The organism is Chitinivorax sp. B, assembly GCF_005503445.1.
Lineage (GTDB): Bacteria > Pseudomonadota > Gammaproteobacteria > Burkholderiales > SCOH01 > Chitinivorax.
This window is the reverse complement of record NZ_SCOH01000036.1, coordinates 1-17006: the sequence shown is the minus strand read 5'-3', so window position 1 is coordinate 17006 and position 17006 is coordinate 1. Positions and strand designations below refer to the sequence as shown.

Here is a 17006-nt window from a genome sequence, read left to right as displayed (position 1 = left end):
AACACCCATCTCAACTGGAGTCCCTGACATGCAATTGACGCTGGAACATGAACAAATGCGCCGTACGGCCAAGCAGTTCGTCGAGCAGGAAATCAACCCGAACGCAGAAGAATGGGAACGTGCTGGTCGTTTCCCGGCACATGACTTATTCAAGAAGCTGGGCGATCTGGGTTTGCTGGGCATTCACAAGCCAGTGGAAAACGGTGGCCTGGGCCTCAACGTGTCATACAACCTGGGCGTTGTCGAAGAATTCGGCCGTGCGGTATGCGGTGGTGTGCCGTTGGCCATCGGCGTGCAGACCGATATGGCAACGCCGGCCTTGGCGCGTTTTGGCAGTCGTGAATTACGCGATGAGTTTCTGACGCCCGCCATTGCCGGTGACTATGTGGCCAGCATTGCCGTATCCGAACCCCATGCCGGCTCGGATGTGGCAGCGATCAAGACTGTGGCACGCAAGGATGGTGGTGATTATGTGATCGACGGCACCAAAATGTGGATCACCAATTCGCTGCAGGCAGATTTCTTTTGCCTGCTGGCGAATACCAGCGAAGGGCATCGCCATGCCAATAAATCGCTGATCGTTGTGCCGGCCGGTGCCAAGGGCATCAGCTTTTCCAAGCCGTTGAACAAGCTGGGTATGCGGTCGTCGGATACGGCGCAAGTGTTCTTTGACAGTGTGCGGGTGCCACTGCGTTACTGCATCGGGCAGGAAAACACTGGCTTCATGATGCAGATGATGCAATTTCAGGAAGAACGGCTGTTTGGCGCGGCCAATACGATTGGCGCGGTGGCACGTTGTATTGAGTTGACGACGGACTATGCACGCGAACGCCAGGTATTCGGCATGTCGCTGCTCGATAATCAGACCGTGCATTTCCGGCTGGCAGAGCTGCGTACGGAGCTGGAAGCCTTGCGGGCATTGACCTATCAAGCATGCGAAAAGCACATCTCGGGTGAGGATGTCACGTTGCTGGCCTCCATGGCGAAGCTGAAAGCGGGCCGTTTGGTAAGGGAAGTTGCCGATAGTTGCCTGCAGTTCTGGGGTGGGCAAGGCTACATGTGGGACAACCCGGCTGCCCAGCTTTACCGTGACGGCCGCTTATGCTCCATCGGTGCCGGCGCCGACGAAATCATGCTTGGCATCATTTGCAAACTGACTGGCACCTTGCCGGGGAAAAGGCCTGCATGATGCAACAGCATTTTCAGACGTTGTTGGTGGAGCCCCGGCGTGGCCTGGTGCAAATCACACTGAATCGCCCCGAGCAGCGTAATGCGATGAGCCTGCAGATGGTGGACGAACTCTCGCAATTGTTTGCGGTACTGGCCAGCCGGGACGAATTAAGGGTAGTCGTGATCAATGGTGCTGGCGGCCATTTTTGTGCGGGTGGCGATGTACGTGACATGGCCGGTTTGCGTCAGCAGTTGGTGAATGACCCGCACACAGCCAGCCGATTCAATCGCGCCTTCGGGCGCATGTTGCAGCAGGCGGCAGCTTTGCCGCAAGTGGTGGTGGCGGTGTTACAAGGGGCGGTATTGGGTGGCGGGCTGGGTTTGGCATGTGTAGCGGATATTGCCTTGGCCCATGCCGATAGTCAGTTCGGCATGCCGGAAACCGGGTTGGGTCTTATTCCTGCACAGATTGCCCCATTTGTGGCGCAACGCATTGGCCAGACTCAGGCACGTTGGATGGCCCTGACAGGGCAGCGCATCGATGGCCGCCGTGCGCATACCCTAGGCCTAGTGCAAAGTATTCATGCCAACGAGACTGCCTTGCAGGGGGCGCTGGAAGAATTGTTGGTCCAGTTGGGTCGAGCTGCGCCACAGGCTACGCGATGTACCAAGGCATTGCTGCAACTGTTGCCTTCGACTGAATTGGAGTTGGTACTGGATCAAGCCTCAGTATGGTTTGGTGAGGCAGTACAAGGTGCAGAGGCTGAGGAAGGCGCTGCCGCCTTTGTTGGCAGGCGTCAGCCGCAATGGGCGGAGGACTGGTTGTGAGGGACTCCATGTTTCAACGATTGTTGATCGCCAATCGTGGCGAAATTGCCTGTCGCATCATCGCAACGGCGCAACGGATGGGTTACCACACGATTGCCGTGTATTCCGATGCTGATCGTCAGGCGCGTCATGTACAGTTGGCTGATGAGGCAGTACATATCGGGCCGTCACCAGTAGGGGAGTCCTATCTTTCCATTCCACGGCTGTTGGCGGCGTGCCAGGTCAGTCAGGCACAGGCGGTACATCCTGGTTATGGTTTTCTGTCGGAAAATGCCGAATTTGCACAGGCGTGTGCTGATGCTGGATTGGTGTTCATCGGCCCGCGACCGGACGCTATTCACCTGATGGGTAACAAACGTCAAGCCAAGCTGGCCATGTTGCAGGCGGGGGTGTCGTGTGTACCTGGCTACGAAGGTTCGGACCAGTCGGATGATGCGCTGTGTCAGCACGCGGATCGAATCGGCTTTCCTGTCATGATCAAAGCGGCCGCGGGTGGCGGCGGTCGTGGCATGCGCCTGGTCGAGCGTGGAGGCGATCTGCTGGATGGCTTGCGAAGCGCTCGGAGCGAGGCGTTACATGCCTTTGGTAGCCAAGAGCTGATTCTGGAGCGGGCCATTCTGAATCCCCGTCATGTCGAGTTTCAAATCCTTGCGGATCAGCATGGTCAGGTGCTTCACCTGGGTGAGCGTGATTGTTCGATCCAGCGCCGTCATCAGAAGGTATTGGAGGAAAGCCCATGCCCAGTGATGAACCCAACCCTGCGACAACGCATGGGTGAGGCTGCTGTAGCGGCGGCTCGCGCCTGTGGGTACGTGGGGGCGGGGACGGTGGAGTTTCTGTTGGCGGCGGATCAACAGTTCTACTTTTTGGAGATGAATACCCGTCTGCAAGTGGAGCACCCGGTGACCGAGCTGGTTACCGGGCTGGACTTGGTGGAATGGCAGTTGCGGGTGGCCAGCGGGGAAGCATTACCCTGGCAGCAGTCCGATATCGCCCTGCATGGTCATGCGATCGAGGTGCGCCTTTATGCAGAAGATCCGCGTCAGCAGTTCTTGCCTCAGACCGGGCCAATACTCGCCTGGCAGCCGGCGAATGATGTACGTATCGATCATGGTGTCCAGGTCGGTGACTGCATCAGCCCCTACTACGATCCGATGATTGCGAAGGTGATCGCACATGGCACCACACGGCAGGATGCTGCGAGACGACTGATTCGTGCGTTGGACCATACGGCATTGCTGGGTGTGCTGCACAATCAGCAGTTTCTGGCAGATCTGTTGCGGCATCCGGCATTTCTGGCGGGCGAGACCCACACCGGGTTTATTGACCAGCAGCAGGCTGGTTTGCCGAGCTTGCTGCCTGCTATCCCAGATTATCTGGATCGCGCCTTGGCGGCCGCATTGCTGCATACGAGCGCAGCCAATTCCAGGGTGGCTGCAGATTGGGGGCGGCAGCACTTGGGCCCACAGCCGTTGATGTTGCGAATGGGTGACCAGATATACACATTGCTGATTCAAGTTGATGGCAATCGCTTGGCGATTAGCGATCCGCAATTCAGTGATCAGCGTTGTGAATTGACATTACTTGAAATGGCAAATGGCTGTTGCACCTATCAAATTGGTCCGCGACGTCTGTGCGCCCATTTTGCTTTGATCGATGGAAGTCTGTATCTGGCGACGGCACGCGGTCAACTGATCGTTGATGATGTCACCCATGCGCCACCGCCGCGCCAGGCAGCTGCGGGCAATGGGGTACTGCTGGCGCCAATGGATGGTGCCATCGTCGATATCCGCGTTGCGGTTGGTGACAAAGTGGCAGCCGGGCAGCTGCTGATGGTATTGGAGGCCATGAAAATCGAGCATCAGCTGAAAGTTGATTGTGCCGGGGTGGTTGGGGAATTGCTGGCTGGCAAGGGGCAACAGGTGAAACGGCGACAGCGGCTGGCTGTCATTGCTTGATTTGAGTGTTTTGAATGTAAGGCGGCAAGGGCATGGCAGCTCATCATTCACGCCGCCATGCTCTTGTCCGCTTATTCGTCTGTGCTGTGTATCAAGGCTTCCGCTATTGCCTGTACGCGCTGTTGATTGATCCCGTCATGCTGTTCCAGATAAAGCGGGTGCTCAGTCGGTTCCAGTTCCACAAAGGGGTGTTGACCGACGGGGCGAGTATGCAGCTTGACTTTAAGGCGCAAAGTGTCTGGGTAGCAGGGTAGTGAGGTGCACAGCCAGCCATCGTATGGAGGCTCGGTCTCACGGCCGCTGGTTTCCCACAAATCGTTGGCACGGCCGAAGTCAGTTTTGCTGACCGATACCCACACCAGCCAGGAAAATGGTGCTGACGCACCGTCCAGTGGGATTTCCAATCGGCCCAGGATAAAGAAATAGTGTCCGTCGACAATGCATTGATCTGATGACAATACAGCGCGTTCTTCGCGCTCCGCTTCGGGTAAGGCCAGCCATATGTCCGGGGCAACCGCGCCGTAACTGGTAGGCAGGCTGGCGTGAAAAGCACCGCATGTGGTGCAGTGAAATCCTGATGACATCGTTACATTACTCACTATTGTCGAACTGGTGGCAGACTATCGTGTGCCATTGTCACGAGCCTGGCAGCCATTGCCCTGCCAGGCCCAGTTGTAAATGACACCCTGCGCATCGGCATGCAGTAGGGTGACGCAGTAGGTGGCAGTCTGACTGCCGGGTAGTTCCTGATAAATCAGGCCAGCATTGCCGTTCAGCGACACGGTCTGTCGCATCGGGCGGTGGCGGACAGTGTCTTGCATGGCGTAACCCAATACGCGGCCGCCATCGGCTTTGGGTTTGTCGATGACTGGTGAGCCCCAGGCTTGAATCAATTCACTGGTTTGCCGGCCCAGCCAGGAGTCGAGATTGCGTTCGAAATGTGCCTCTGTGGCGCAACCGGCCAACAGGCTCGGCCATGTTAACAGTACGCAATAACGCGCAACAGTTGGCATCATGCGCAGGTGACGGCTGCCAGTACTGAAAAGTATTCCGGAAAGGTTTTGCCAACGCATTTCGGATCGTTGATCACCACCGGTACGCCGCCCAGTGCGGCCAACGAGAAGCACATGGCCATGCGGTGATCGTCATAAGTGTCGATGCTGGCATTGGGCGTCAGCGCAGCAGGAGGGGTGACTTTGATGTAGTCCTGGCCTTCTTCAACTGTTGCGCCGACTTTACGCAATTCGGTGGCCATTGCGCTCAGTCTGTCGGTTTCCTTGACGCGCCAGCTGGCAATATTGCGAATGACGGTGGTGCCATCGGCAAACAGGGCGGCTACGGCAATTGTCATGGCGGCGTCGGGGATATGATTCAGGTCGACATCGATGGCCTTCAGCCGGCCGGTGCCGGCAGCTTCAATCCAATTGTCACCAAATGTGATCTGTGCACCCATTTGAGCGAGGGTTTCAGCAAATTTGACGTCGCCCTGAATGCTGTCGCGACCAACGCCTTCCACCCGAACCGGCCCACGACCGATTGCACCCGCTGCCAGAAAGTACGAGGCCGAGCTGGCATCGCCCTCCACGTGCATAACGCCAGGCGAACGATAGCGTTGTCCGCCCGTAATAGTGAAACGTTCCCAGCCATCTCGTTCCACGATCACACCAAACCGCCGCATCAGATTCAGGGTGATCTCGATATAAGGCTTGGAGATCAGCTCTCCCACCACGCGCACCGATGCATCTTGATCGGTCAATGGCAGTGCCATCAGCAATGCGGTCAGGAATTGACTGGATACATTACCCTTGACGGCAATTTCTGCGCCGGCCTGAATCCGTGCGGGACGAATGGCCAGTGGTGGGAAGCCCTCGCTGCCCAGGTAATCAATCTGTGCGCCCAGTTGGCGCAAGGCGTCAACCAGATCGCCAATTGGGCGCTCGTGCATGCGTGCTACACCGGATAGCTGATAGGTACCGCCGGCCAGCGCCAATGCTGCCGTCAGCGGGCGGAAAGCGGTGCCTGCATTGCCAAGGAACAATTCCGCCTGCTTGACGGGGATGGTGCCGCCCGTGCCAACGATGTCGAAATCCCGGCTGCCTGGTCGTTGTTGCCATTGAATGCCCAGTGTGGTGAGTGCCTCCAGCATGCGTTGCACGTCATCAGAGTCCAGCAGTCCTTTGACTGCTGTGGTGCCTTCGGCAAGTGCAGCCAGTAACAGCGTGCGGTTGGAGATGCTCTTGGAGCCTGGGAGTTGAATGGTGCCTTGAACGCGGGGAATAGGTTGCAGCAGAAGAGTTTCCATGAGCAGCTTCAGTTGTGAATGGGCAATCGGTACAGGAAAACCGTTATCATAGCGGGTTGAACCGGGGCACGATAGGTCAGGACGACGACGATGGACTTGAATGACGACCAGGCAAAACGCGACTTGATGCGCATTCCGGGTATCGGCAAGGCGTGTGCCGCCGATTTGCTGCAATTGGGTTATCGCTCTGTCGCCAGTCTGAATGGTGAAGATCCGGAGCAGATGTATGTCCGCTTGTGTGACATGCAAGGGCAGGTTGTGGATCGTTGCATGCTGTACGTGTTCCGGTGTGCCGTTTACTTTGCCAGTCATGCACGGCACGAGCCGGATAAATTGAAATGGTGGAACTGGAAGGACAGCAATTGAATACAATCCCCGTGATTGCCATCGATGGCCCCTCGGCCTCCGGCAAGGGAACGGTTGCCCAGCGCGTCGCAGCGCAGCTTGGCTGGCATTATCTGGATAGCGGTGCCATCTATCGCCTGGCAGCGTTGGCTGCCATCAAGTTTGGCATTGCATTGGATAATGAAGCCGCATTGGCGCGAATGGCATTGACATTGGATATTCGCTTTGACGGTGACCGAATCTGGTTGGCGGGTCAATCGGTTGAAGACGAAGTGCGTAGCGAGGCAATTGGCAACGCGGCCTCGGCGATTGCAACGCTGCCGGCGCTGCGGGCAGCGTTGCTGGCGCGTCAGCGAGACTTTCGCAAGGAGCCCGGTCTGGTGGCCGATGGGCGGGATATGGCATCGGTGGTGTTCCCCAATGCCCACACCAAAATCTTCCTGACTGCGTCGGCAACGGTTCGTGCCGAGCGCCGCTATAAGCAATTGCTAGAAAAAGGCTTGCTGGAACAGGCGGATAATGCTATATTCGACCGGATTTTGCAGGATATCCGCGACCGTGATGCTCGAGATTCGGCGCGTACTGTTGCGCCCCTGCAGCAAGCTACGGATGCCACAATGCTCGATACGACTGAGCTAAGCATTGATGAAGCAGTGAATCGAATACTCGCCATCCATCATCGCAATCCGTAACACAACCCCCGTTTAGGGTCGCTCGGCCGGGCTGTTCAGCCGGCCGTTCGGTTTTATTAACGTACCGTGCTGCCTATAAGCACACTAAGGTCTTTATCCAATGACTATCGCTTCCATGGAAAGTTTTGCCGCCCTCTTCGAAGAAAGCCTCACGCGTCAGGAAATGCGCTCCGGTGAGGTTATCACCGCGGAGGTAGTTGGCGTCGATCAAAACTTCGTCACCGTTAATGCAGGTCTCAAGTCTGAGTCCCTGATTCCGGTTGAAGAGTTCCGCAATGACCGCGGAGAGGTCGAAATCAAAATCGGTGACTTCGTTACTGTTGCCATCGATACCCTCGAAAACGGCTATGGCGAAACCAAGCTGTCTCGTGACAAGGCGAAGCGCCTGGCTGCCTGGATCGAGCTGGAAGAAGCATTGGAGCAAGGTACCGTGCTGTCTGGCGTGATCAATGGCAAGGTCAAGGGTGGTTTGACTGTTATGGTCAACAGCATCCGTGCATTCCTGCCGGGTTCGCTGGTTGACGTACGCCCGATCAAGGACACGTCACCGTTCGAAGGCAAGCAGATCGAATTCAAGGTTATCAAGCTGGATCGCAAGCGCAACAACGTGGTGGTTTCCCGCCGCGCGGTGCTGGAAGCCAGCCTGGGCGAAGAGCGTCAGAAGCTGCTGGAAACCCTGCAGGAAGGCGCTGTCGTTAAGGGTATCGTTAAGAATATCACTGACTACGGTGCATTCGTTGATCTGGGTGGTATTGATGGCCTGTTGCACATCACTGACTTGGCATGGCGCCGTGTCAAGCACCCAAGTGAAGTGCTCGCGGTAGGTGACGAAGTTGAAGCCAAGGTGCTGAAGTTCGACCAAGAGAAGAACCGTGTATCGCTGGGTATGAAGCAGCTGGGCGAAGATCCGTGGGTGGGTCTGTCACGTCGTTACCCGCAAGGTACCCGCTTGTTCGGCAAGGTCACCAATCTCACCGACTACGGTGCGTTTGTTGAAATCGAACAAGGTATTGAAGGCTTGGTTCACGTATCCGAGATGGATTGGACCAACAAGAACGTTCACCCATCGAAGGTGGTTGCGTTGGGCGATGAAGTCGAAGTCATGATCCTTGAGATCGACGAAGACCGCCGTCGTATCAGCTTGGGCATGAAGCAGTGCCAAGCCAATCCTTGGGAAGAGTTCAGCCAGAACTACAAGAAGGGCGACAAGTTGCGTGGCACAATCAAGTCGATCACCGACTTCGGTGTGTTCATCGGCCTGCCTGGTGGCATCGACGGTCTGGTTCACCTGTCCGACCTGTCCTGGAATGTGGCCGGTGAAGAAGCTGTCCGCAATTACAAGAAGGGCGACGAAGTCGAAGCAGTTGTACTGTCAATTGACACGGAACGTGAGCGCATTTCCATGGGCATCAAGCAACTGGAAGGAGATCCGTTCAATAACTATGTGTCTACACACGACAAGAACAGCATCGTCAGAGGTACGGTTAAGTCGATTGATGCCAAGGGTGCTGTGATTCTGTTGGCTGATGACGTTGAAGGCTACCTGCGTGCGACCGAAGTTTCGCGTGACCGTGTTGAGAACATTGCGGCATCCCTGAAGGAAGGTGATGAGGTTGAAGCAATGATCATCAACATCGATCGCAAGAACCGTGGCATCAACCTGTCCGTTAAGGCGAAGGATATGGCTGACGAGAATGAAGCAATGCGCTCCATTCAATCTGATGCCAGCGCTGGTACCACCAATCTGGGTGCGCTGCTGAAGGCCAAGTTGGACAACAAGTCTGCTGAGTAAGAGGCAACATGACGAAGTCGGAGCTGATTGCGAGACTGGCTGCTCGCTACCCTCAACTGGTTGTCAAAGATGCTGAGTTGGCTGTCAAGGCCATTCTCGATGCGATGGCAACAGGTTTGGCCGGTGGACAGCGTATCGAAATTCGCGGCTTTGGTAGTTTTGATCTGAACTACCGTCCGCCGCGTGTTGGCCGCAATCCCAAGTCGGGCGATAAGGTGCAGGTACCGGAGAAGTATGTACCGCATTTCAAAGCTGGCAAAGAATTGCGTGAGCGCGTCGACTCTATGTAAGCGTCGGTTCGAGAAGGTGATGCTGATTGCGTAAAATCTATACTCAGTAGAGTAATGGATATTGCGCTTGTCACCTGATCGTACTCAGGCCTGTCTGGCAAAAAAACAAAAACGGCATGGAGAACCATGCCGTTTTTGTTTTTTTGCACGGTATGATTTCACGTCGTGTCATGTGGTACCGACATGTTGAGATGAATGTTGCCAGCTGCAGTGATGGGTTGCGTGATGTGGTAATCTAGTCATGATTTGTGACCTTTCATCATGCACTTTCCCAGCCAATTATTTCATCCGGACCTTCTGCAGGTACTGAACGTACTGGCTACGTTCGGCTTGTTCAAAGTGTTGTATGCGGCCCCTTGGCGAGCGCTGGTTGATACTACCAAGATCAACGCCTGGTTGGGCGGTAGCATCGTCGTCGCGATGTTTTGGGTGTTGCGTGCGGTAGTGCAGGATGGGTTGACCTTGCATATGCTTGGTGCAACGGTGCTGACATTGATGGTAGGCCCATGGCTGGCACTGTTGGGTTTGGGAATCGTGTTGTTGGCCTTGACGATATTAGGGTTGTTGGATGCAGGCTGTCTGGGATTGCATTGGTTATTGCTGGGAGGATTGCCGGTAGGAGTCAGCTATATACTGTTGCGACTTGGTCAACGTTATTTGCCGTCCAATTACTTTATTTATATCTTCGTCAATGCTTTTATGGGTGCCGCTTTGTCAATGTTAGCGGTAGGCGTGGCAACAGCATGGTTGTATCAATTGATAGGTTTGGAGCCTGCAGGTTTTCAATTCGGCGAAACTGTATTGTATTTTTTGTTGATGGGTTGGGCTGAAGCCTTTACTTCAGGTACGGTCATGACATTGATCGTGGTCTATTGCCCACAATGGTCGGTCACATTTGATGATGCGCGTTATCTGAGCAGACGTAGCTGATGATTTCGGTGAAGTGACTCTGATTTTCAAGTAAACCACGGCACGTAGAGGCCGGTTGAGATGAGTAGGGAAACAGGTATGTTGACACAACAACAACTTGCTCAGTTCTGCGAGCAAGGTTTTATCGTGTTGAGAGGTGCAGCCGGCCAGGATGCTTGTGAGGAGATCATAGCATTCGCCCAGTCACAGGTCATGCAGGAGGCAATGCCGATCGAGTTTGAGGCAGATACCCAATACCCAGGGGCACCTGATTCACATGATGCCGAGGGTGGGCGTACTGCCCGACGATTGCTACAGGTTTATCAACGTTCCAGTCTGTTGTCTGAGTGGGCAACGGGGCCAATGGTTTCAGGGGTAATTCGCCAATTGTTGGGGGAGGATGCCTTGTTGGTGCAGGCGCATCACAATTGCATCATGACCAAACAACCGCGATTTAGCAGTGAAACGGGTTGGCATCGGGATATTCGTTATTGGCATTACCCGCGTCCAGAATTGATTTCCGTCTGGTTGGCGCTGGGTAATGAGCGGGTTGAAAATGGCTGTTTGTTTGTGATACCCGGTTCGCACCGTGCAGCAGTACTTCCTGAGCAATTGGATGCTGCGTTATTTCTGCGTAAGGATCATCCAGCATCGCAATCTTTGCTTGAGCAAGCAATTCCGGTTGAGTTGAATCAGGGGGATGTCTTGTTTTTTCACAGTAACCTGTTTCATGCCGCTGGCCGTAATCAAACGCTGTTAACCAAGTATTCGCTGGTTTATACCTATCGTGCAGTAGATAATCCACCGCTACCTGAAACACGATCAAGCAAGCTACCAGATGTCCAATTGGAATTGCTAGTGGTGTCCTGATTCAGGGTTGGGCTCGAATGCCTATTCGGAGTACGTCAACCGTTGGACGGCCATTGACGTATCCAATCGAAGCGGTTCGAAGAATGTATGTACAATGGGATGATCGACGGCTTGGGTGACTGATGTTTGATGTACGTGCTCAACCGGGCATACTGACTTGGATATACTGTTCTTCGGTTGAAAGTCGGTCTGCGACAGGTGCAGTCAATTCTCCCATACAAGCTAATAGACACCAGGAATTCAATGGAAATCCCTGGATCTCAGGTTGAGATCGCCTAGGTAATGACTCTCATCTACAACGTACTGCGCCAGCACATGCAATACACCTTCCTTGGCCTGTATGGCGCCATACACTACCAATAAGCGGGCATCCAACAAGGCTTGGCGGAAGCGTTGTACCCATTTTGGCCAAACGATAATGTTGATGTGACCAGTTTCGTCCTCCAATGTCACAAACAGTACACCCTTGGCGCCACCAGGGCGTTGTCGGCCGGTGACCAAGCCAGCGACACGCACTAGCTGACCATGGCGACATTGAGGTAATTGATCGGCTTGGTACAGGCGGTGTCGGGTTAGCTGTGGACGGATCAGTGCTAATGGATGACGACGAAGGGACAGGCCAGTACTTTGGTAATCGTCACTGACCTGCTCGTGCTCATCGGGGGCTGATAGTACGGGTGCGATTCCGGATGGGCTGACATCCAGCAAGTCAGTAGGCACTTCATACCCCAACACTGCCCAAAAGGCATCGCGCCGATGCCCTGTAATCGGTACCAGCGAATCGGCGGCCGCCAATGCATGCAAAGCTGCCGGCGGTAAGAGGCCATGTCGGCTCAAATCATTCAAATCCCGGATCGGCATTTGTGACCGAAGCTGCATGATCTGCATTCCCATATCACTGCTTAACCCCTTGACCAAGCGCAATCCAAGCCGAATGGCAGGCTGTGGACCGGTTGTGGGCTCTAGCGTGCAATCCCAGTCGCTGCATGTGATATCAATGGATCTCACTTCGATGCCATGTCGCTGTGCATCCTGTATCAGTTGCGAGGGCGAGTAGAAGCCCATTGGCTGGCTATTGAGTAGAGCACAACTGAAGGCACCGTGTTCATGGTGCTTCAGCCAGGCTGAAAAGTAGGCTAGTAATGCAAAGCTGGCAGCATGAGCCTCCGGAAAGCCATACTCGGAAAACCCCTTGATCTGGTTGAATATCTGGTCGGCAAATTCAGTGGTGTAACCATTGCAGGCCAAGCCTGTCTTCAGCTTTTCCTCGTAATGGGCCATCTTGCCAGTTCGTCGCCAGGAGGCCATGGCGCGACGGAGCTCATCGGCTTCGCTGGCGGTAAACCCTGCCGCAACTTGCGCCAGTTTCATCACCTGTTCCTGGAAGATCGGTACGCCTAGTGTTTTCTCCAGAATGGGTGCCAGTTTTGTGTCATCTCCTGGGTAGTCTGGTTTTTCCAGCCCCGCTCGACGTCGCAAATACGGGTGGACCATTCCACCCTGAATCGGGCCTGGACGAACCAAGGCTACTTCAATGACCAGATCGTAGAACTCCGCTGGCTTCAGTCTGGGGAGCATACTCATTTGCGCTCTGGATTCGATCTGGAATACGCCAATGGTATCTGCTTGTTGAATCATCTCGTAGACCGCTGCATCCATGCGTGGAATGTCTTTCAGTGCGAATGGATAGCCACGACGGGCAGTTACCAGGGCCAAGGTCCGCTGTAGCGCGGTCAGCATGCCTAAAGCCAGTACATCCACCTTCATCAACCCGACCACGTCCAGATCATCCTTATCCCATTCGATCACGGTGCGGTCGGCCATGACAGCGTTTTCCACTGGAACCAGCCGGGACAGGCGGTCGCGGGCAATGATAAACCCACCGACATGTTGAGACAGATGACGTGGAAAACCATGCAGCTCGGTTGTTAACCATAACCAACAGCGAATCTGATGGGATTCGACATCAAACCCTGCTGCCTGCATGCGAAGCTTCAAGTCTTCATGACCATCCCACCATGCCAGCAAACGGACACCACGTTCGATTGCAGCTTCATCAATGCCCAAAACATGGCCCATGTCCCGCAAGGCGCTTCTCAGTCGATAGGTGATCACTGTGGCGGTAATGGCAGCGCGGTCACGGCCATATTTTCGGTAGATATACTGCATGACTTCTTCACGCCGTTGATGTTCAAAGTCAACATCGATATCAGGAGGCTCGCCCCGTTGTTCAGAAACAAAACGCTCAAACAGCATGGTGGTGATTTCCGGATCGGCTTCGGTGATTCCAAGTAGGTAACACACGACGGAGTTGGCAGCAGACCCGCGTCCCTGACAAAGAATCCTCTGGGACTTTGCCCATTGCACGATATCGTAGACAGTCAGGAAATAGGCTTCATAGTGTAGCCGCTCGATCAACGCCAGTTCCATTGCCAATTGCTCGGTTACCTTTGCCGGGGGCGTGGTATTGGGGTAGCGCAGTTTCAGGCCGGCCGAGGTAAGTGTTCGCAAATAACTGGTGGGGGTGTGGCCATTCGGTGTGACCTCACGCGGGTATTCGTACTGTAGCTCCTTCAATGAAAAATGGCATTGGTCGGCAATGCGCACGGTCTCTGCCAATAAGTCAGCCGGGTAAAGGTTCGCCAGCACTTGACGGGTGCGTAGATGACGTTCGCCATTCGGGAATAATGCGAATCCACAACTGGCTACTGGTTGGCCAAGTCGTACTGCTGTAATGGCATCTTGTAGGGGGCGTCGACTGCGCAGATGCATATGCACATCGCCAGCGGCAACCAAAGGCAGGCCGCTCTGATGAGATAAAGATTGCAATGACGCCAGCCGGGCAGGATCATCAGGTCCCCGCAGTAGCTCAACCGCCAACCAGGTACGGCCAGGGAATATGCCGGCCAGCCAATGTGCATCTGCAGGGTCAGGTTGTGCCGGTGGTAGCCATAGTACAAGGCAACGTGGTACCTGACGGACCAGATCGTCACGTGTTAAACAGTATTGCCCTTTCTCCGCTTGTCGTCGACCTAGGGTGATCAACTCCGACAGATCACCGTAGCCATCACGATCTGGCACCAAAAAAACCAGTTTAAGGCCGTCAGACAAGGTGATTTCACTGCCGATGATCAGCTTGATCCTATTGTGTGGTGCAGAGCGGCTCTCGGTGCTGTCTTGGGCATCGCACAGTGCTTTGTGGGCACGCACAATACCGGCCAGCGAGCATTCATCCGTCAGTGCTAGCGCCTCGTAGCCCAGGGCTTGAGCTTGCAGGATCAGTTCCTGTGGGTGGGATGCACCACGCTGAAACGAGAAATTGGACAGACAGTGCAGTTCGGCATAGCGCGGCAACATGGTGTGCATCCTCAGAAGATGCCTTGCAGGTACCATTGACCGGTCAGTAAATCACGAAACAGCCAATAACGTGCACCGGATGGTCCGGTAGCGACAACATAATCACGCTTGATGGGCTGCCCATTCCACCAGCCGGCTTCGATGCGTTCTGTAGGCTGGCAGATGGAGAGCGGTTCCCGATAGTACGGGCACTTACCCTGCATGGACAGTAAAGTAGGCGAGGGGAGTAACCAGCCAGGACGATGCGGGTTGGGTAATTGTGCTATGGAGCCGGGTTGTAGACCGTGGATGGTCAAGGCATGTTCTGGTCGATGGTCAGCATGTGGCTGCAGTTGACATACAGATTCGTCCGGTAGTCTGGCCTGTAAGCGGGCCAGTAAGCGTTGCCAGTTTTCTTCATTGCCATGGCGATCAAACAGATCGGCCGCCATCTGGCCGTTCAGGTTGTGCAGCTGGTCCGCGAGCAGGGTCATGCCGAATGCGGGTGCTGCCAGGGTAAAGCGCTGCAGTCTCTCGCGTAGTACGGCTTGGAAGTCGGACAGTTGCCGGGAGGGGCGGGTCAACCCCAGCGTCAAGGTGGCACAGGGTAGGTCACGATGTTGCAAGCGCATGGTGACTTGCTGGGTACCCAGGCCCCGGCTGCTCAAATAGCCGCATAATGCTTCAAACAACCGTCGACTGGCGAACAGCAATGCTTCACTGTCGTGAATCGGATAGAGCCATTCCAGTTGTCGCTCGAATCGTGCTGGCGGTACAAATAGCGGGCGTGGATCAGGTTGATGACCAAGGGCGCGATCAAGCGCTGTCAGCAGCTCAGGTGAAAAGCGTTTGGCCAAGCCCGCCCGTGGCAGTCGCAAGACATCGCCCAGCTGCCGACAGCCCAGCCTTTGAAAATGCCGCAACCAGTCAGCATGCCAAGCCATTTGTGCCAGTTGCAGGCGGGCCAATTGCACGGGTAAGTCAGAGAAGGCCGTAATGCGGCAGCCAGCATGCTGACGGGCTAACCAGAGGGCGGCCAGTGGTGTTGGGGCCATGGCTGCCTGATAGCTCAACCCAAAAGTTTGCATACGGTCGTTGATCCGTCGCCAGAGTGTATCCAACCCGCCGAAATAACGTAGACACCCCCCGACTTCCAGCAGGATGGCGGGGGCTGGGTCAGGACTGACCGTTGGAGTGAATTGCAAACCCCATTCGGCCAGTATTGGCAAGACTTGCGCCAGCAAGTTGACGGAAAAGGACCGGTATTGCAGGGTGTGACAAAGACTGAGCGCCGTAGCCAGTTTCATGCCTGGGCGAATGCCCTGAGCACGGGCCGGTGGGTTGATCTGCAGGATCAGGCCTTGTCCGGACACCAGTGCCCAGGAGGTATCTGTTTGTGTGGCAGGCTGTCCGTGTAATAACCATTCCAGTGCCAGACACGGAAAATAGAGTGCCATCCATAATGGGGCGGGCCGGTCGTCCATCAAAGCCCCAGGTGCTTCGGTTGTGTTGTGGTCCATCGGGGGTAATGACGAAGATGGCATTGTGGTGCGTCGGTCAGATCAAGACAGCCATGACATGTGGCCTCGCCCGAACAGGGGGGTATTACATGGTGTGGCCTCAAGCAAAACAGGTGATGTGGCCGGACTGCCACGCCGTTTCAGGATGTTGACCTGTATACCCAACGGGGTGTGCGTGACGCGCAAGCGCAACCCGACAGGGGAAGATCGCTGATCCTGTGCTGTTTCTTCCAGTATGACGCCATGCCCTCCGCCTTCCTCTGCAGCGAGTTGTAGACGTCGCCAAGCCTTGTCGACAGGGGTGTATTCTGGCCAGAGCAGGGCACTGCCACAGTTTGGGGAACGTAACACTTGTTCCATGGCCCACAGTTGATCTGTCTGTGTGGTGGTTCGCAACCAGAGCAAATACCGGAGATCCACACCGGCGGCTTGCCAGCCGGCTGGAAAGGGAATGTAAGGTGGGCCAATCAAGACCACCCAGCGTTGTTGTTGGGTATGACTGGCCAAACTTGGCAGTAATAGGCGCAGTTCACCCATTCCTGATCTTTCGTACAGTAATTCGGTGATGCCGCCATATGGCCAGCCATGGCTAGGCAGCTGCTGGTCGAGTGCAGGAAAACCCGTGCTGATGCCTTGTTGCACTGGCTGTGCCAGGGCGGCACCAAGCCAGATACGAGGGTCTTGCAAAATGGATTGCAGTGAAGCTGAAGTCATGGTTTTGCTGTTGGCTGTACATAAGTACAGTTTAGCAAAAAAACCTTGATCCGCAAATGTTGGATTGGCGGATAGTTGTAATGTCATGGATGAGTATTGTGTGGGAGTGGCGACAGTTGCGGGGCTGCACCGAAATACACTTGAAAGTGGACGTCACAGGTTGATTGGGGTGGGGGCAAGCAATCAGGCAGGTCAGGCTTGTGCTGTTAAATATGCCCTGTATAACAAAGGTTTGGGTGCCGTCGGACGGGCTTATTGTCTATGCTGGGAGGGTATGGGG

Annotated in this window: 15 protein-coding genes; 9 read left to right on the top strand and 6 right to left on the bottom strand. The window is 55.0% G+C overall.

The annotated features are described in order from the left end of the window. Positions 1 to 28 precede the first annotated feature (28 nt). The 3 genes from FFS57_RS18805 to FFS57_RS18795 are packed head-to-tail and all read left to right on the top strand — an operon-like array spanning position 29 to position 3956. On the top strand, positions 29 to 1189 hold the full coding sequence (locus FFS57_RS18805; RefSeq protein WP_137939356.1) for an acyl-CoA dehydrogenase family protein: 1161 nt from the start codon (positions 29 to 31) through the stop codon (positions 1187 to 1189). Further along, positions 1186 to 1998 (top strand): enoyl-CoA hydratase/isomerase family protein, encoded by an 813-nt coding sequence (locus tag FFS57_RS18800; RefSeq protein ID WP_137939355.1) that lies wholly within the window; start codon positions 1186 to 1188, stop codon positions 1996 to 1998. The genes FFS57_RS18805 and FFS57_RS18800 overlap by 4 nt, the downstream gene beginning before the upstream one ends. Before the next feature lie 8 nt (positions 1999 to 2006). Next, a complete protein-coding gene (locus FFS57_RS18795; protein WP_137939354.1) occupies positions 2007 to 3956 on the top strand; it encodes an acetyl/propionyl/methylcrotonyl-CoA carboxylase subunit alpha in 1950 nt (649 codons plus the stop codon). A 71-nt stretch (positions 3957 to 4027) separates the two neighbouring features. Here the strand turns inward: FFS57_RS18795 and FFS57_RS18790 are convergent, their stop codons facing one another. The 3 genes from FFS57_RS18790 to aroA are packed head-to-tail and all read right to left on the bottom strand — an operon-like array spanning position 4028 to position 6258. Then, positions 4028 to 4540 carry a DUF2199 domain-containing protein gene (locus tag FFS57_RS18790; protein WP_137939353.1) on the bottom strand — a complete coding sequence of 171 codons (513 nt, stop codon included), beginning with the start codon at positions 4538 to 4540 and terminating at the stop codon, positions 4028 to 4030. A 36-nt stretch (positions 4541 to 4576) separates the two neighbouring features. Continuing rightward, positions 4577 to 4972 carry a hypothetical protein gene (locus tag FFS57_RS18785; protein WP_137939352.1) on the bottom strand — a complete coding sequence of 132 codons (396 nt, stop codon included), beginning with the start codon at positions 4970 to 4972 and terminating at the stop codon, positions 4577 to 4579. Continuing rightward, on the bottom strand, positions 4969 to 6258 hold the full coding sequence (gene aroA / locus FFS57_RS18780; RefSeq protein WP_137939351.1) for a 3-phosphoshikimate 1-carboxyvinyltransferase: 1290 nt from the start codon (positions 6256 to 6258) through the stop codon (positions 4969 to 4971). Before aroA ends, FFS57_RS18785 begins: the two co-directional genes overlap by 4 nt. A 90-nt stretch (positions 6259 to 6348) precedes the next feature. On the opposite strand from aroA, the gene FFS57_RS18775 reads away from it, so the two are divergent. The 6 genes from FFS57_RS18775 to FFS57_RS18750 all read left to right on the top strand — a co-directional run bounded on the left by FFS57_RS18775 (position 6349) and on the right by FFS57_RS18750 (position 11156). After that, positions 6349 to 6624, top strand: coding sequence for a helix-hairpin-helix domain-containing protein (locus tag FFS57_RS18775; RefSeq protein WP_171014063.1), 276 nt, complete (start codon positions 6349 to 6351; stop codon positions 6622 to 6624). Continuing rightward, positions 6621 to 7295 (top strand): (d)CMP kinase, encoded by a 675-nt coding sequence (cmk, locus tag FFS57_RS18770; RefSeq protein ID WP_283204919.1) that lies wholly within the window; start codon positions 6621 to 6623, stop codon positions 7293 to 7295. Before FFS57_RS18775 ends, cmk begins: the two co-directional genes overlap by 4 nt. A 115-nt stretch (positions 7296 to 7410) precedes the next feature. Beyond that, positions 7411 to 9087, top strand: a complete 1677-nt coding sequence (rpsA, locus tag FFS57_RS18765; RefSeq protein ID WP_137939385.1) for a 30S ribosomal protein S1 — start codon at positions 7411 to 7413, stop codon at positions 9085 to 9087. 8 nt (positions 9088 to 9095) lie between these two features. After that, a complete protein-coding gene (locus tag FFS57_RS18760; RefSeq protein WP_137939349.1) occupies positions 9096 to 9377 on the top strand; it encodes an integration host factor subunit beta in 282 nt (93 codons plus the stop codon). 261 nt (positions 9378 to 9638) lie between these two features. After that, complete coding sequence (locus FFS57_RS18755) at positions 9639 to 10307, top strand: energy-coupling factor ABC transporter permease (protein WP_137939348.1); 669 nt, start codon at positions 9639 to 9641, stop codon at positions 10305 to 10307. Between the two features lie 78 nt (positions 10308 to 10385). After that, positions 10386 to 11156, top strand: coding sequence for a phytanoyl-CoA dioxygenase family protein (locus FFS57_RS18750; protein WP_137939347.1), 771 nt, complete (start codon positions 10386 to 10388; stop codon positions 11154 to 11156). Between the two features lie 240 nt (positions 11157 to 11396). On the opposite strand, the gene FFS57_RS18745 is transcribed toward FFS57_RS18750, so the two are convergent. The 3 genes from FFS57_RS18745 to imuA all read right to left on the bottom strand — a co-directional run bounded on the left by FFS57_RS18745 (position 11397) and on the right by imuA (position 16726). Then, the gene (locus tag FFS57_RS18745; RefSeq protein WP_137939346.1) at positions 11397 to 14522 is read right to left on the bottom strand and encodes an error-prone DNA polymerase; all 3126 of its coding nucleotides are present in this window, start codon (positions 14520 to 14522) and stop codon (positions 11397 to 11399) included. A 2-nt stretch (positions 14523 to 14524) separates the two neighbouring features. Next, entirely contained in the window at positions 14525 to 15976 is a 1452-nt protein-coding gene (locus tag FFS57_RS18740; protein WP_171014062.1) for a Y-family DNA polymerase, read from the bottom strand. 78 nt (positions 15977 to 16054) lie between these two features. Continuing rightward, the gene (imuA, locus tag FFS57_RS18735; RefSeq protein WP_171014061.1) at positions 16055 to 16726 is read right to left on the bottom strand and encodes a translesion DNA synthesis-associated protein ImuA; all 672 of its coding nucleotides are present in this window, start codon (positions 16724 to 16726) and stop codon (positions 16055 to 16057) included. Between the last annotated feature and the right edge of the window lie 280 nt (positions 16727 to 17006).

What these genes read in the sequence shown, in the direction of transcription:
- FFS57_RS18805 (WP_137939356.1), top strand. Translation starts at nt 29, where the DNA reads ATGCAATTGACGCTGGAACATGAACAAATGCGCCGTACGGCCAAGCAG.
- FFS57_RS18800 (WP_137939355.1), top strand. Translation starts at nt 1,186, where the DNA reads ATGATGCAACAGCATTTTCAGACGTTGTTGGTGGAGCCCCGGCGTGGC.
- FFS57_RS18795 (WP_137939354.1), top strand. Translation starts at nt 2,007, where the DNA reads ATGTTTCAACGATTGTTGATCGCCAATCGTGGCGAAATTGCCTGTCGC.
- FFS57_RS18790 (WP_137939353.1), bottom strand. Translation starts at nt 4,540, where the DNA reads ATGTCATCAGGATTTCACTGCACCACATGCGGTGCTTTTCACGCCAGC.
- FFS57_RS18785 (WP_137939352.1), bottom strand. Translation starts at nt 4,972, where the DNA reads ATGATGCCAACTGTTGCGCGTTATTGCGTACTGTTAACATGGCCGAGC.
- aroA (WP_137939351.1), bottom strand. Translation starts at nt 6,258, where the DNA reads ATGGAAACTCTTCTGCTGCAACCTATTCCCCGCGTTCAAGGCACCATT.
- FFS57_RS18775 (WP_171014063.1), top strand. Translation starts at nt 6,349, where the DNA reads ATGGACTTGAATGACGACCAGGCAAAACGCGACTTGATGCGCATTCCG.
- rpsA (WP_137939385.1), top strand. Translation starts at nt 7,411, where the DNA reads ATGGAAAGTTTTGCCGCCCTCTTCGAAGAAAGCCTCACGCGTCAGGAA.
- FFS57_RS18760 (WP_137939349.1), top strand. Translation starts at nt 9,096, where the DNA reads ATGACGAAGTCGGAGCTGATTGCGAGACTGGCTGCTCGCTACCCTCAA.
- FFS57_RS18755 (WP_137939348.1), top strand. Translation starts at nt 9,639, where the DNA reads ATGCACTTTCCCAGCCAATTATTTCATCCGGACCTTCTGCAGGTACTG.
- FFS57_RS18750 (WP_137939347.1), top strand. Translation starts at nt 10,386, where the DNA reads ATGTTGACACAACAACAACTTGCTCAGTTCTGCGAGCAAGGTTTTATC.
- FFS57_RS18745 (WP_137939346.1), bottom strand. Translation starts at nt 14,522, where the DNA reads ATGCACACCATGTTGCCGCGCTATGCCGAACTGCACTGTCTGTCCAAT.
- FFS57_RS18740 (WP_171014062.1), bottom strand. Translation starts at nt 15,976, where the DNA reads ATGGACGACCGGCCCGCCCCATTATGGATGGCACTCTATTTTCCGTGT.
- imuA (WP_171014061.1), bottom strand. Translation starts at nt 16,726, where the DNA reads ATGACTTCAGCTTCACTGCAATCCATTTTGCAAGACCCTCGTATCTGG.